This is a genomic window from Williamsia sp. D3 (genome assembly GCF_000506245.1).
Taxonomy (GTDB): Bacteria; Actinomycetota; Actinomycetes; order Mycobacteriales; family Mycobacteriaceae; genus Williamsia; species Williamsia muralis.
In genome coordinates this window covers 205082-219833 of the sequence record NZ_AYTE01000026.1, presented here as the reverse complement: position 1 = coordinate 219833, position 14752 = coordinate 205082, and the positions used below count along the sequence as shown (strand labels likewise).

The 14752-nt window shown below is 66.1% G+C and carries 14 protein-coding genes; 12 read left to right on the top strand and 2 right to left on the bottom strand.

Annotated elements, in window-relative coordinates; translation table 11 throughout:
• Positions 1-4: 4 nt before the first annotated feature.
• Together W823_RS46090 and aroB are read left to right on the top strand one after the other, a co-directional pair.
• The gene (locus tag W823_RS46090; protein WP_081729814.1) at positions 5-490 is read left to right on the top strand and encodes a shikimate kinase; all 486 of its coding nucleotides are present in this window, start codon (positions 5-7) and stop codon (positions 488-490) included.
• A complete protein-coding gene (gene aroB / locus W823_RS46085) occupies positions 487-1602 on the top strand; it encodes a 3-dehydroquinate synthase (protein WP_023959479.1) in 1116 nt (371 codons plus the stop codon). Before W823_RS46090 ends, aroB begins: the two co-directional genes overlap by 4 nt.
• 67 nt (positions 1603-1669) lie before the next feature.
• Here the strand turns inward: aroB and W823_RS46080 are convergent, their stop codons facing one another.
• Positions 1670-2206 carry a B-4DMT family transporter gene (locus W823_RS46080; protein ID WP_031332559.1) on the bottom strand — a complete coding sequence of 179 codons (537 nt, stop codon included), beginning with the start codon at positions 2204-2206 and terminating at the stop codon, positions 1670-1672.
• Between the two features lie 133 nt (positions 2207-2339).
• Here W823_RS46080 and W823_RS46075 point away from each other — a divergent pair, with 133 nt between their 5' ends.
• The 10 genes from W823_RS46075 to pyrF all read left to right on the top strand — a co-directional run bounded on the left by W823_RS46075 (position 2340) and on the right by pyrF (position 13441).
• Positions 2340-3491, top strand: coding sequence for a Xaa-Pro peptidase family protein (locus W823_RS46075; RefSeq protein WP_023959475.1), 1152 nt, complete (start codon positions 2340-2342; stop codon positions 3489-3491).
• Positions 3492-3560: 69 nt separating this feature from the next.
• Complete coding sequence (gene efp / locus W823_RS46070; protein ID WP_023959473.1) at positions 3561-4124, top strand: elongation factor P; 564 nt, start codon at positions 3561-3563, stop codon at positions 4122-4124.
• The gene (gene nusB / locus W823_RS46065) at positions 4121-4597 is read left to right on the top strand and encodes a transcription antitermination factor NusB (protein ID WP_023959471.1); all 477 of its coding nucleotides are present in this window, start codon (positions 4121-4123) and stop codon (positions 4595-4597) included. Before efp ends, nusB begins: the two co-directional genes overlap by 4 nt.
• Before the next feature lie 155 nt (positions 4598-4752).
• Positions 4753-5331 carry a bifunctional pyr operon transcriptional regulator/uracil phosphoribosyltransferase PyrR gene (pyrR, locus tag W823_RS46060; protein WP_023959469.1) on the top strand — a complete coding sequence of 193 codons (579 nt, stop codon included), beginning with the start codon at positions 4753-4755 and terminating at the stop codon, positions 5329-5331.
• Positions 5331-6275 (top strand): aspartate carbamoyltransferase catalytic subunit, encoded by a 945-nt coding sequence (locus W823_RS46055; RefSeq protein ID WP_023959467.1) that lies wholly within the window; start codon positions 5331-5333, stop codon positions 6273-6275. Before pyrR ends, W823_RS46055 begins: the two co-directional genes overlap by 1 nt.
• Positions 6272-7573: a dihydroorotase gene (locus W823_RS46050; RefSeq protein WP_023959465.1), complete on the top strand. Its 1302-nt coding sequence runs from the start codon at positions 6272-6274 to the stop codon at positions 7571-7573. Before W823_RS46055 ends, W823_RS46050 begins: the two co-directional genes overlap by 4 nt.
• Positions 7570-8073 carry a hypothetical protein gene (locus W823_RS46045; protein WP_023959463.1) on the top strand — a complete coding sequence of 168 codons (504 nt, stop codon included), beginning with the start codon at positions 7570-7572 and terminating at the stop codon, positions 8071-8073. The genes W823_RS46050 and W823_RS46045 overlap by 4 nt, the downstream gene beginning before the upstream one ends.
• Entirely contained in the window at positions 8070-9245 is a 1176-nt protein-coding gene (gene carA, locus W823_RS46040) for a glutamine-hydrolyzing carbamoyl-phosphate synthase small subunit (RefSeq protein ID WP_023959461.1), read from the top strand. Before W823_RS46045 ends, carA begins: the two co-directional genes overlap by 4 nt.
• A complete protein-coding gene (gene carB / locus W823_RS46035) occupies positions 9245-12580 on the top strand; it encodes a carbamoyl-phosphate synthase large subunit (RefSeq protein ID WP_023959459.1) in 3336 nt (1111 codons plus the stop codon). Before carA ends, carB begins: the two co-directional genes overlap by 1 nt.
• Complete coding sequence (gene pyrF / locus W823_RS46030; RefSeq protein WP_023959457.1) at positions 12581-13441, top strand: orotidine-5'-phosphate decarboxylase; 861 nt, start codon at positions 12581-12583, stop codon at positions 13439-13441. It abuts the gene before it with no gap.
• Here pyrF and W823_RS46025 read toward each other — a convergent pair.
• Positions 13438-14631, bottom strand: a complete 1194-nt coding sequence (locus tag W823_RS46025; protein WP_023959455.1) for an alpha/beta hydrolase — start codon at positions 14629-14631, stop codon at positions 13438-13440. The genes pyrF and W823_RS46025 overlap by 4 nt on opposite strands.
• Positions 14632-14752: the final 121 nt, after the last annotated feature.

The window sequence follows — 14752 nt, the reverse complement described above, 5'->3', positions numbered from 1 at the left end:
CTTCATGGGATCCGGCAAGACAACGGTCGGTCAGCAGCTGGCCCGCTTGCTCGGTGTCGACTGGATCGACAGTGACGGCGAGATCGAACGGCGAAGTGGCAGAACGATTCCCGAGATCTTTTCGGTAGACGGCGAGCCCGCGTTCCGGGCTCTGGAAGAAGATGTGGTGGCGGACCTGCTCGCCGCTGAGCAGGGCGTCGTGTCGCTGGGCGGGGGCGCGGTGCTCTCCGAATCGACACGGCAACGGCTCGCCGGCCAGAACGTCATCTACCTCCACGTGACGGCGGCGCAGGGCTTCGCCCGCGTCTCGGGATCCAAGCGTCCACTGCTACAGGCTCCTGACCCGGCCCAGGTTTATGCCGATCTGCTCGCCGAACGAGACCCGGTCTACCGAGACATCGCAACGATCGTCGTGGACGCACAGCCCCATCAACGGCTCGTGGCCGACGAGATCATCAGTCAACTCACCACGCAGGAAGCGAGACAATGACCGCGGACTCCACACCGATCCGGGTACCGGTGAACAGCGAGAGCCCTTACGAGGTGATCATCGGAAAGGGCCTGCTCGGCGAACTCGTCGAGTCGGTCGCCGGTGCCGATTCGGTGGCCATCCTGTACCAGCCGACGCTCGCCGAGACCGCTGAAGTGATCCGAAAGACGTTGGCAGAAAACGAATTCGACGCACACCGGGTCGAGATTCCCGATGCAGAGGACGGCAAGGACCTTTCCGTCGCCGCGTTCTGCTGGGAAGTGTTCGGCCGGATCGGCATGAAGCGCAACGACGTCGTGATCAGCCTCGGTGGTGGAGCGGCCACCGACCTCGCCGGCTTTGTCGCCGCCACCTGGATGCGGGGCATTCCCGTCGTTCATGTGCCCACCACGTTGCTGGCGATGGTCGACGCCGCGGTCGGCGGCAAGACCGGGATCAACACCGACGCCGGTAAGAACCTGGTCGGCTCCTTTCACGAACCGCGGGCGGTTCTGATCGACACGGCAACCCTGGAAACCGTGCCGCACAACGAAATCGTGGCCGGCATGGCAGAGGTGATCAAAACCGGGTTCATCGCCGACCCGGTGATTCTCGACCTGATCGAGGCAGATCCCCAGGCCGCGCTCGACCCCGCGGGGCCGATCCTGACCGAGCTGATCGAGCGATCGGTGCGGGTCAAGGCAGAGGTCGTCGCGGCCGATCTGCGAGAGTCCGCGCTGCGGGAGATCCTCAACTACGGTCACACGCTGGGACACGCCATCGAACGCCGGGAGCGGTACCGGTGGCGCCACGGTGCCGCGGTGTCGGTCGGACTCGTCTTCGCTGCGGAACTCGGCCGACTGGCCGGACGACTCGACGACGCGACCGCAGACCGGCACAAGGCGATTCTGGAAAGTGTGGGATTGCCGGTCGCCTACGACCCGGACGCGCTTCCCGATCTGCTCGAAGGCATGGCGGGGGACAAGAAGAACCGGTCCGGAATGCTGCGTTTCGTGGTGCTCGACGGTCTGGCGAAACCAGGCCGTCTGGAAGCGCCCGACCCGGCACTGCTCGCCGCCGCGTACTCGACCGTCGCCAAGGACGAACCGGCCGGCGGGGCGATCTTCATCTAGGCGACCGATCGACCGGCCGGCCTTCGCGGCGGGCCGGTCGGCCGACGCCGGGTACCTGCTAGACCGGCTACTTGTTCAGGCCGACGGGCTGGGTGCGCTGGTATGCGGCATCGTCGTCATCCGCGTACCGCTGGTCGCGGCGGTTGTCGTCCTGACGCTCGCGGTTCGCCTCGTTCTTGCGATGCTGGCGACGCGTGAGGTACCGGCCCAGCGCGGCGCCGACAAGAGCGGGCACGAAGATCAGAAGCGTGGTGAACGCGCCGCCTGCGAAGATCTCGATCGCCAGCGAGTTCTGGCCCATTCCGGCCAACACCCAATTGCCGAGTACCCAGCCGACGATGGCGGCGATCAGCCCCGCGAGCAGGCCGGCCTTGAGCCAGCGCATGGTCAGGTCGTCGTAATCGTCAGGGTCAGCGTGCGCGCGGCCGTCGAGCAGGCCGTCGATTCCGCCCCAGATGAGTGCCACGAGGACCACGGACGCGATGGCGATGGTCTTCCAATAGGTGGCTTCCAGTGGCCACTGCACGATCGCCAAAGCAAGCAGAACCCGGGCACCGATGTGCACCGCCGACATCACCAAGCCACGAAGCAACCACGCAATCATGTGAGCAGCGTACCGATGCGCCACGTCTTTTTGTGGCAGGGCCCACAAAACCGATGTTTTCGGATGTCGGCGCCCCGGTCGCGGGGGTGCATTGACCATCCCCGGAGAGCGAAGTCGCACTAGCCTGGACGTCATGAGCGCTACATCCGACACCTCGGCGCAGACCGCCGCCCCCATCAGTCGAGTGGCCGCAGATCCCGCGAACGCGGCCCACGCAGGGCGGCGGGACCGCCTTCGAGCGGGACTCAGTGCGGCCGGCGTCGATGCGATTCTTGTCACGGACCTGGTCAATGTTCGCTATCTGTCCGGATTCACCGGGTCCAATGCCGCTCTTGTGGTGACTGCATCCGGTGATGACCGGATCAGCACCGACGGGCGGTATCTCACCCAAGTCGCCGAACAGGCCCCCGACCTCACCGCGATCATCGCCCGCGATTGCCCTTCCGCGCTCACCGAGTACCTGGTGGGGTCCGGCGCCCGGATCGGGTTCGAGAAACACGTGGTGACCGTCGAAACACATCAGCGGCTGCTGCCGATCCTCACCGGCGCCGAGACGCTGAAGCCGGTGGGGGCGCTGGTCGAGGACCTCAGGATGGTCAAGGACGACGACGAGATCGAACAGATCCGGACCGCCTGTCAGACGGCCGACCTGGCCCTCGCCGACATCCTCGGTGACGGCCTCGTGGTTCCGGGTAAAACCGAACGTCAGGTCGCGAGGGCACTCGAATGGGCGATGTTCGAGCGCGGTGCCGAGGCCGTGTCGTTCGAGACGATCGTGGCGACCGGGGCGAACTCCGCCGTTCCTCACCACCGGCCGACCGATGCCGTGCTCGGGGCGGGCGACCTGCTCAAGGTCGACTTCGGCGCGGTGGTCGGTGGCTACCACTCCGACATGACCCGCACGTACGTCTTGGAGAGAGCCGAGTCCTGGCAACGAGAGATCTACGACCTGGTCGCACAGGCACAGCAGGCTGGCCGCGAGGCGCTGGCACCCGGCGTCGACGCCGGCGTGGTGGATGCGGCAGCCCGATCGATCATCGACGCGGCGGGGTTCGGTGAGCAGTATGTGCACGGTCTCGGACACGGCGTCGGCCTCCAGATACACGAAGCGCCGTCCATCGGGAAGCTGAGCACGGGTACACTACCTTGCGGTGCAGCGGTGACCGTAGAACCCGGTGTCTATCTGCCGGGCCGAGGTGGCGTTCGGATCGAGGACACCCTCGTGATCCGCGACGGCGAACCCGATCTGCTCACCACCACCGACAAGACATTCACCGTCATCTGACCGTGCGCCCCGGCGCGAGCAGGACGTCGCGCAACAAGATGCCCGGGGCGGGTGAGAGGAAGAACAGACGTGGCCAACACTTCGGATTTCAAAAACGGCTTGGTGCTCAACATGGAGGGTCAGCTCTGGCAGATCCTCGAGTTCCAGCATGTCAAGCCCGGTAAGGGTCCTGCCTTCGTGCGGACCAAGATCAAGAACGTGCTCTCGGGGAAGACCGTCGACAAGACGTTCAACGCCGGGGTCAAGGTGGAGACGGCGACGGTCGACCGCCGCGACATGACGTACCTGTACAACGACGGCAGCGACTACGTGTTCATGGACGGGCAGACCTTCGAGCAGTTGAACGTCAACCCGGAGACCGTGGGCGACGGAGCCAAATTCATGCTCGAGAACATGACCGTGCAGGTGGCCACGCACGAAGGCGTGCCGCTGTACATCGAACTCCCGGTCACCGTCGAACTACTGGTGTCCCAGACCGATCCCGGCGTCCAGGGCGACCGTTCCACCGGTGGCACCAAGCCCGCGACTCTGGAGACCGGTGCCGAGATCCAGGTGCCGTTGTTCATCAACACCGGCGACAAGCTGAAGGTCGATTCGCGCGACGGCAGCTACCTCGGCCGCGTCAACTCGTGACATTGGTCAAGAAATCCGGCACCCGCCACAAGGCCCGCAAACGCGCGGTCGACCTGCTCTTCGAGGCCGAGGTCAAGAACGAGTCACCGATCGAGCTGATCGCCCAGCGGCGTGAGATCGCGCTCGGTGACGAAAGTATGGGCAAGATCCACGACTACACCGCTCAGATCATCGAGGGTGTCGCGGGCGATGCCCGCCAGATCGATTCGGTGATCGAGTCGCATCTGCGTGAGTGGACGCTGCCGCGGCTCCCCGCCGTGGACCGCGCGATCCTGCGGCTCGCCACCTGGGAGTTGTTCAACACCACCGACGTTCCGACCGCCGTTGTCGTCGACGAGGCCGTCGAATTGGCCAAGGAACTCTCGACCGACGATTCCCCTGGATTCGTCAACGGTGTGCTCGGTCGCATCGTGCTCCTCGCGCCGCAGGTACGTGCGTCGTTGGGGAAGCAGTCACCGTCCGAGGACGCGTGAGACCGGCCGGTGCCGTCGCGGTGCGGCGGCCCCGGCCTGATAGCCTGATGCACGAACTGTTCCGGACGAAGGCATTGTGATGTCGGTGTCCATGGCAGTGACCGACATCCTTTAACGATCCGTCCAGAGAGGCGGAGAAGGAGGTCCCGATTACTGTGCCGACTCCCGAGGGCGACGGTACCGACACGGGTCGCGAGCTACTCGACGACGCCGATGTCGGACGGACCATAGCGCGCATAGCGCATCAGATCATCGAGAAGACCGCATTGGACGACGCCGATGCGCCTCGAGTGGTCATCATCGGAATCCCCACCCGCGGTATCTTTCTCGCCCGCCGGCTCGCTGAGAACATCGCCGAGTTCGCCGGCGTCCAGGTGCCGGTCGGGTACCTCGACATCACGCTTTACCGCGACGATCTCCGTGCCAAACCGCACCGCGCCCTGGAACCGACCGCGGTTCCGGCCGGCGGCGTTGACGGCGCCCTGGTTGTCCTCGTGGACGACGTCCTCTACTCGGGTCGTACGGTGCGCGCCGCGCTCGATGCCCTGCGCGATCTCGGCCGACCTGCCGCGGTGCAACTGGCGGTGCTCGTGGACCGCGGGCATCGGGAGCTGCCCCTGCGTGCGGACTACGTGGGCAAGAACATCCCGACCGCCCGTACCGAAGACGTGCAGGTCCATCTGCGCGAGCACGACGGTGTGGACCGCGTGATCCTGCGAACCGGGAACATCTGATGCGGCATCTGCTGTCGGTGTCCGACCTGACCCGCGAGTCGGCCACCGAACTCCTCGACGAGGCCGAACGGTTCGAGCAGGCCCTGGTGGGCCGCGAGATCAAGAAGCTGCCGACGTTGCGCGGCCGGACCATCATGACCGTGTTCTACGAGAACTCCACCCGCACCCGCGTGTCCTTCGAGGTTGCGGGCAAGTGGATGAGCGCCGACGTGATCAACGTCAGCGCGTCGAGTTCCTCGGCGAACAAGGGGGAGTCGTTGCGCGACACGGCCAAGACCCTCCGTGCCGCCGGAGCGGACGCGTTGATCGTCCGACATCCCGCATCGGGTGCGGCCCATCAGATCGCGCAGTGGACTTGGGAAGAGGGCACCGGACCATCGGTGATCAACGCCGGTGACGGAACCCACGAACACCCGACCCAGGCACTGCTCGACGCTTTGACGCTGCGGCAGCGGCTCGGCTCGCTCGAAGGCCGCAGGATCGCGATCGTCGGCGACGTGCTGCACTCGCGGGTGGCCCGCTCCAACGCGCACCTCCTGGCCATGCTCGGGGCGCAGGTGGTTCTCGTCGCTCCGCCCACGCTGCTGCCCGTGGGTGTCGAGGCGTGGCCCGTCGAGGTGTCACACAGTCTCGATGCCGAACTCGCCGCCGTCGACGCGGTCATGCTGCTGCGCGTTCAGGCCGAGCGGATGAACGGTGGTTTCTTCCCGTCTGCGCGCGAGTACTCCATCCGGTACGGGCTCAGCGACCGTCGGTCGGCGTTGCTCGCCGACCACGCCGTGGTGCTGCACCCGGGACCGATGCTGCGTGGCATGGAGATCGGGTTCTCGGTGGCGGACTCACCCAAAGCAACTGTGCTGCAACAGGTCTCGAACGGAGTGCATATGCGGATGGCCGTGCTGTTCACGTTGCTGGTCGGAACCGAGAGCGAGGGCGTGGCATGAGTGCGCAGCTCCTGATCCGCAATGTACGGCCATACGGCGACGACGCCGTGGACATCCTGATCGACGGTGGCGAGATCGTCGAGATCGCCGCCTCGATCGATCCTGATGCGGCAGACGATGTGCTCGACGGAGCGGGCGCTGTGCTGCTGCCCGGTTTCGTCGACATGCACACCCACCTTCGTGAACCCGGCCGGGAAGACACCGAGACCATCGAGACAGGTTCGGCGGCAGCGGCTTTGGGTGGCTACACCGCGGTGTTCGCGATGGCCAACACCGACCCGGTCGCCGACAGTGCCGTCATCACCGATTTCGTCTGGCGCCGCGGCCAAGAGGTGGGCCTCGTGGATGTGCATCCGGTGGGCGCCGTCACGGTCGGGCTCGGGGGCACCCAGCTCGCCGAGATGGGCGCGATGGCCGCCGGCGTCGGCGGGGTGCGGATGTTCAGCGACGACGGCAAGTGTGTCTTCGATCCGCTGATCATGCGCCGTGCGCTCGAGTACGCGAAGGGTCTCGGCGTACTCATCGCCCAGCACGCCGAGGAACCGCGGCTCACCGAGGGAGCCATCGCCCACGAAGGCGCCGTCGCGGCCAGGCTCGGACTCACCGGCTGGCCACGGGCGGCCGAGGAGTCGATCGTCGCGCGCGACGCGCTGCTCGCCCGCGACGCAGGCGCACGGGTGCACATCTGCCACGCGTCGACCGAGGGTACGGTCGAACTGCTCAAATGGGCTCGTGGACAGGGCATTTCGATCACCGCCGAGGTCACGCCACATCACTTGCTCCTCGACGACAGCCGCCTGGAGACCTACGACCCCGTCAACAAGGTCAATCCACCCCTTCGTGAGGGCCGCGACAAGGCAGCCCTCAGGCAGGCTCTCGCCGACGGGATCATCGACTGTGTGGCCACGGACCACGCGCCCCACGCCGCGCAGGAGAAGTGCTGCGAGTTCGCCAACGCGAGACCGGGCATGCTCGGACTGCAGACCGCCTTCTCGATCGTCGTGCAGACGATGGTCGAACCCGGTCTGCTCGACTGGCGCGGGGTCGCCAAGGTGATGAGCGAACGGCCCGCAGAGATCACCGGGCTGTCCGACCACGGCCGCCCGATCGCGGTCGGTGAACCGGCGAACCTGGCCCTGGTCGATCCGGATACGGAATGGACAGTGGAATCCGGTGCGTTGGCCAGCCTCTCGGAGAACTCACCGTTCGACGGTCTCACCCTGCCCGGCGTTGTGGTCGCGACGGTGTTGCGCGGTGAGGTGACCAACCACGGCGGCAAGGTCCGGGCGCCCCGATGACCGGTGTTGTGGTGATCCTGATCGTCATTCTCGCCTGGGGCGGCATAGTCGGCCTGATGCTGCTCGGCTGGCGAGGCCGTGGCCGCCGACAAGAGTTGCTCCTCGGTGCGTTCCCCGAAGTGCCCGCCACTCTCGGACCGCGTCGGCTGGGCCCGCACACGGGGTTATATGTCGGATCGACCATCGCGCCCAGCTGGCAGGACCGGGTGGCCGTGGGTGACTACGGGGACCGTGCCGTTGCGGAGATCAGCCGCTTCGACACCGGGATCCTCATCGACCGCACCGGTGCCAACCCGATCTGGATACCGGACGACCAGATCACCGCGATCCGCACCGAAAGGGGCCTGGCAGGCAAGGTGATGACCGCGGACGGCGTCCTCGTCATCCGCTGGCTCCTCCCGTCGGGAACCGAGATCGATTCGGGCATTCGCGCCGACGACAAGACCATCTACCCAGAATGGGTCAAACCTCTCGAGCAGGACGGAAAGAAGAAGCAGTGACACAGCAACAACCGGCCACCACCGCGGTGCTGGTACTCGAGAACGGTGAACGTTACGTCGGGACGAGCTTCGGAGCGCTCGGCCAGACTCTCGGAGAAGCCGTCTTCTGCACGGCGATGACCGGATATCAGGAGACACTCACCGACCCCAGCTACCACCGGCAGATCGTGGTGGCCACCGCGCCGCAGATCGGCAACACCGGATGGAACACCGAGGACGGCGAAAGTCGTTACGGCGCGGACGATCCCAGCGCCACCCACGACGACACCGGCAAGATCTGGGTGAGTGGGTACGCCGTGCGCAACCCGAGCCGACGAGTGTCGAGTTGGCGCGCCACGGGCAGCCTGGAAGACGAGTTGATCAACCAGGGCATCGTCGGCATCGCCGGCATCGACACCCGTACTGTTGTACGCACCCTGCGCGACCACGGGTCGATGCGGGCCGGGATCTTCTCCGGAGATGCGCTCGCCGGGTCGGACGAACTGCTCCGGCGGGTGGTCGAGGCGCCTGAGATGTCCGGTGCCGATCTGGCCGGTGAGGTGTCGACCAGCAACGGGTACGTCGTCGAACCCGAAGGCGAAGCCCGGTTCACGGTGGCGGCGCTCGACCTGGGGATCAAGACCAACACCCCGCGCATGTTCGCCCAGCACGGAGTGCGGGTGCACGTCCTGCCGGCGGGCACCTCGTACGACGCCATCGCCGACATCAAACCGGACGGCGTGTTCCTGTCCAACGGACCCGGCGACCCCGCGACCGCCGACCACCCGGTGGCCTTCACCCGCAGCGTGCTCGGTGACGGGATCCCGCTGTTCGGCATCTGCTTCGGGAACCAGATCCTGGGCCGCGCACTCGGCCGGGGTACCTACAAGATGAAGTTCGGCCACCGCGGAATCAACATCCCGGTGGTCGACCATACGACCGGAGCCGTGTCGATCACCGCCCAGAATCACGGGTTCGCCCTGGAGGGTGAAGCCGGCGAAGAGTTCGACAGCGACTTCGGTCGTGCCCGGATCAGCCACACCTGCGCCAACGACGGCACGGTGGAAGGCATCGAACTCATCGGCGGCCGAGCGTTTTCCGTCCAATATCACCCCGAGGCCGCGGCAGGACCCCACGACGCCGCGTACCTCTTCGAGAAGTTCGTCTCTCTGCTGCAAGGAGCGCGTGCCTGATGCCCCGCCGTACCGACCTCAAGCACGTCCTGGTCATCGGATCCGGACCGATCGTCATCGGTCAGGCCTCCGAGTTCGACTATTCGGGCACACAGGCCTGCCGGGTCCTCAAGGCCGAAGGCCTGCGGGTGAGCCTGGTCAATTCCAATCCCGCGACGATCATGACCGATCCGGAGTTCGCCGACGCGACCTACGTCGAGCCCATCACCGCCGCCTACGTGGAGAAGGTGATCGAGGCCGAGCGTGATGCCGGATATCCCATCGACGCCGTGCTGGCGACGCTGGGCGGGCAGACCGCACTCAACACCGCAGTGGATCTGCATGACCAGGGCATTCTCGCCAAGTACGACATCGAGCTCATCGGCGCCGACTTCGAGGCCATCCAGCGCGGCGAGGACCGGCAGAAGTTCAAGGACATCGTTGCCAAGGTCGGCGGCGAAAGCGCCCGTTCCCGAGTGTGTTTCACCATGGAGGAGGTCCACGATACGGTGGCCGACCTCGGTTACCCGGTGGTGGTTCGCCCCTCGTTCACCATGGGTGGGCTCGGTTCGGGGATGGCCTATGACGCCGACGACCTCAACCGGATTGCCGGTGGCGGGCTGGCGGCGTCGCCGAGCGCCAACGTCCTGATCGAGGAGTCGATCTTGGGCTGGAAGGAATACGAGCTCGAGCTGATGCGTGACAACCGCGACAACGTCGTGGTGGTCTGTTCCATCGAGAACGTCGATCCCGTCGGTGTCCACACCGGTGACTCGGTCACGGTGGCGCCTGCGATGACGTTGACCGACCGCGAGTACCAGAAGATGCGCGACCTCTCCATCGAGATCATCCGTGAGGTCGGTGTCGCCACGGGCGGCTGCAACATCCAGTTCGCGATGGATCCCGCCGACGGCCGGATGGTGGTCATCGAGATGAATCCCCGGGTGTCCCGGTCGTCGGCGCTCGCGTCGAAGGCGACCGGGTTCCCGATTGCCAAGATCGCGGCCAAGCTGGCGGTCGGCTACAGCCTCGACGAGATCCTCAACGACATCACCAAGAAGACCCCGGCGTGCTTCGAACCCACCCTCGACTACGTCGTGGTGAAGGCGCCTCGGTTTGCGTTCGAGAAGTTCCCCGGCGCCGACGACACCCTCACCACCACGATGAAGTCGGTGGGTGAGGCAATGTCGCTGGGCCGATCGTTCGCCGAGGCACTCGGAAAGGTGATGCGTTCGCTGGAGACCAAGGCCGCCGGGTTCTGGACCGAACCCGATACCGACGAACCGGCTCCGTTGCTCCCCGAACTGCTCGAACGGCTCCGCACGCCCAAGGACGGCCGGTTGTACGGCCTGATGCAGGCATTCGGCATGGGCGCGACCGTGGAGCAACTGTTCGAGTCGACCGCCATCGATCCCTGGTTCCTCGCCGAGATCGAAGCCGTCCACCAACTCGGTCAGCGGGTCCGCGAGGCGGAGACCCTGGACGAGAACCTGCTCCGCGAGGCGAAGAGCAACGGTCTGTCCGACCGGCAGATCGCCGCGCTGCGCGACGACGTGGAGGACGAGACCGTGATCCGCGACCTCCGGCACTCGCTGGGCGTGCGTCCGGTCTACAAGACGGTCGACACCTGTGCCGCCGAGTTCGAGGCGGTCACGCCGTACCACTATTCGACCTATGAGCTCGACCCCGCCGCGCAGAGTGAGGTCGCGCCGCAACGCGAGCGGCCGAAGGTGCTGATCCTCGGGTCGGGCCCCAACCGGATCGGTCAGGGCATCGAGTTCGACTACTCGTGTGTGCACGCCGCCATGACGCTGTCGGAGGCGGGTTACGAGACGGTCATGGTCAACTGCAACCCGGAGACCGTGTCCACCGACTACGACACCGCCGACCGGCTGTACTTCGAGCCGTTGACCTTCGAAGACGTGCTGGAGGTGTTCCACTCCGAATCGGAGTCAGGCACCGTCAAGGGCGTCATCGTGCAGCTCGGCGGGCAGACCCCGCTGGGTCTGGCCCATCGGCTCGAAGCTGCGGGTGTTCCGATCGTGGGCACCAGCCCGGCGGCGATCGATCTCGCCGAGGATCGCGGTGAGTTCGGCAACGTGCTCAGCGAGGCGGGTCTGCCCGCTGCGAAGTACGGCATGGCGACCACGTTCGATCAGGCCAAGGCCATCGCCGGTGACATCGGATACCCGGTGCTGGTGAGGCCCTCGTACGTGCTCGGCGGGCGGGGTATGGAGATCGTGTACGACGAGGATTCCCTCGCCAGTTACATCTCCCGGGCCACCGAGATCACGCCCGAGCATCCCGTTCTCGTCGACCGATTCCTGGAGGACGCGATCGAGATCGACGTCGACGCGCTCTACGACGGCACCGACTGCTACATCGGCGGGGTCATGGAACACATCGAAGAGGCAGGCATCCACTCGGGTGACTCCGCATGTGCGTTGCCGCCCATCACACTCGGCCGCTCGGACCTGGAGAACGTCCGCAAGTCCACCGAGGCGCTGGCCAAGGGCATCGGTGTCCGTGGTCTGCTCAACGTCCAGTACGCGCTGAAGGACGACATCCTGTACGTCCTCGAGGCCAATCCGCGGGCCAGCCGTACGGTTCCGTTCGTGTCCAAGGCCACCGCGGTCCAGTTGGCCAAGGCCTGTGCGCGGGTGATGCTGGGCGCCACCATCGCCGAGCTGCGTGCCAACGGCATGTTGCCGGCCGAAGGGGACGGCTCCGAACTGCCCGACACCTCGCCGGTGTCGGTGAAGGAAGCCGTACTGCCCTTCAACCGGTTCCGCCGAGCCGACGGCACCGGTGTCGACTCTCTGCTCAGCCCGGAGATGAAATCGACCGGTGAGGTGATGGGTATCGACGCGGACTTCGGCCGTGCCTTCGCCAAATCGCAGACGGCCGCCTACGGTTCACTCCCTGTGTCCGGCAAGGTGTTCGTGTCCGTCGCCAACAAGGACAAGCGCGCTCTGGTGTTCCCGGTCAAGCGGCTCGCTGATCTGGGGTTCGACATCCTGGCCACCGAGGGCACCGCGCATGTGTTGCGGCGCAACGGAATCAAGTGCACCCAGGTGTACAAGCACTCTGACAGCGATCTGCCCGAGGGCGAGGTCAGCGTGGTCGAGCGGATCCGGGCCGGGGAGATCGGCATGGTGATCAACACTCCCTACGGCAACTCCGGTCCGCGTATCGACGGTTACGAGATCCGTAGTGCCGCTGTGTCGGTGAACATCCCGTGTATCACCACGGTGCAGGGCGCGAGCGCGGCGATCCAGGGCATCGAAGCCGCGTTGGGCGGGGCTATGGGTGTGCAGTCGCTGCAGAAGCGGCACCGGACGATGCTGGGCGCATAGGTGGACGCGAGATCGGGTGCGGTCGGCGACACATCGTTTGCCGACCGCTACCGGGCGGCGGTCACCGACCGCGGCCGGTTGTGCGCGGGGATCGACCCTCATCCGGAACTGCTCGAGGCGTGGGGTCTGTCGGTCGACGCTGCGGGCGTCCGTGCGTTCGGTGACATCTGTGTCGAGGCCTTTGCCGGGTCCGTCGCGGTGATCAAGCCCCAGGTGGCGTTTTTCGAGACGTTCGGTTCGGCAGGCTTCGCGGCTCTGGAGTCGGTGATCAGCGGTTGTCAGGCCGGTGGCGCGCTGGTCATCGCCGACGGGAAACGCGGCGACATCGGTTCGACGATGGCCGCGTACGCGCGGGCTTGGCTCGATCCGGCATCACCGCTGTGCGCCGATGCCCTGACCGTCTCGCCTTACCTCGGCTTCGGGTCACTGAGCCCCGCCATCGAACTCGCGCGCTCGGAGGGACGGGCCGTGTTCGCGCTGGCCCGCACCTCCAACACTGAGGGGGAGTCGCTCCAGCTGGCCCGGGGCGACGGTGGCGTGGCGGTGGCCCAGAGCATCGTTGATGCGGCTGCAGCGGAGAACTCGGATGGTCGCGCGACTGTCGGACTGGTGGTCGGGGCGACCCGGCACCACGGACTGCAGCTGGCGGAACTCGGCGCGCCGATCCTGGCCCCGGGCCTTGGTGCCCAAGGAGCCGCGGCGAGCGATCTGCCCGCTGTGTTCGCCGATGCCGATCAGCGGTGGGTGCTGCCGGCCAGCTCCCGGTCGGTGCTGCGCCACGGTCCCGATGTGACAGCACTGCGCGATGCCGCGCGCCGCACCCGGGACGAGATCGAGGCGGCCTTCGGGGATCAGGCCTAGCCCGAGACCTCTTGTTCCAGTACCTCGGACCGGTCGTCGCCGTGAGGTGTGGACTCTTCTGCCGGTGCGGAGTCCACCGGCAACGACTCCAGAAATGCATCGATGCGAGGCCACGTGCCGGAGATGGCGTCGGGTCCGGCGATCAGTCCCAGATGGCTTGTCTCTACGGTGTCGAAATGCACTTGTGGTGATCCCTCGAGCAGGTCGACACCGTGCCGGGCAGCTGCCCACGGCACGATGGCGTCACGATGGCTCCCGAACAGCTGGACCGGGACCCCGATGCTCGTGAGATCGATGCGGCGCCCTCCGAGGTCGAGCACACCGGTCGCCAGTTCACCCCGATAGATGAAGCACTCCCACATCTGTTCGGCCAGGCGGCCCGGGTAGCCGGGGAACTCACGCTGGAAGCGATTGACGATCTCCATCCGTGCGAGCTTCTCGGTGTCACCGAGATTGGACAGGATGAAACCAGGCTTCTTCAGTTCGCGTTGCCATGCTGTGCCTCGGTAGCCGATCTGCACCAGTGGCGCAGGGATCCCGCCGAGTAGCCGGAGAATGCCGGTGACCGCCAGCCCCTTGGTCGGCCGGGTCAACTGCCGTACGAGGGGATAGGGGGGCACCAGCGCGTAGTCCAGGGGAGTGCCCACGGCCGTGACCGATCGGACGGGCAGGGCGGGATCTGCGGCCACGGTGAGCAGGCTGATCGTTCCGCCGAGACTCCATGCGACCAGGTCCACCTGGCCGGGGCCACCGGTGCGGCTCGAGATGTCCTGATCCGAGGTATAGAAGTCACTCTGCGCGCGGGTGATTGCCTGCGGGACGATGTCGTCGAAGAAGTCCTCGAAACCGAGGTGTCGGTCGCTTCTCCGGATCTCGCCGATGTCGAGCACGTACGGGATTCGTCCGGTCTGGAGCAGATGCTTGACCAACGAGTGATCCGGGTCGAGGTCGTAGCAACTCGCGGGTGCGGCAATCGGCGGAACGAGCACCACCGGCGGGTGCCCGGCGAGGCGGGCGGCACGCAGTTGCCCGGTGTTCCCGAATCGGCGCAGACGGCGGTGTGGTTCGTCGTGCAGCACCACGTTCTCGGTCGACACCTCATCCCGGATCCCGTCACCGAGAGTCAGTGCGTAAAGGTTCCGGAGCCGATCGGGAAGCAGACCCTCTCGTGGAGTCTGTTGGTTGGTCACGATGATGAAACCCCGTCCCGGATGAGAATTGTCAGTGTGTGCGATCCACTTCTAACACGAGGCGCTGAACGCGGTTCACGAGGCCATCAAGGCGGTCGGGTGGGCATTCGCACAGGTCACG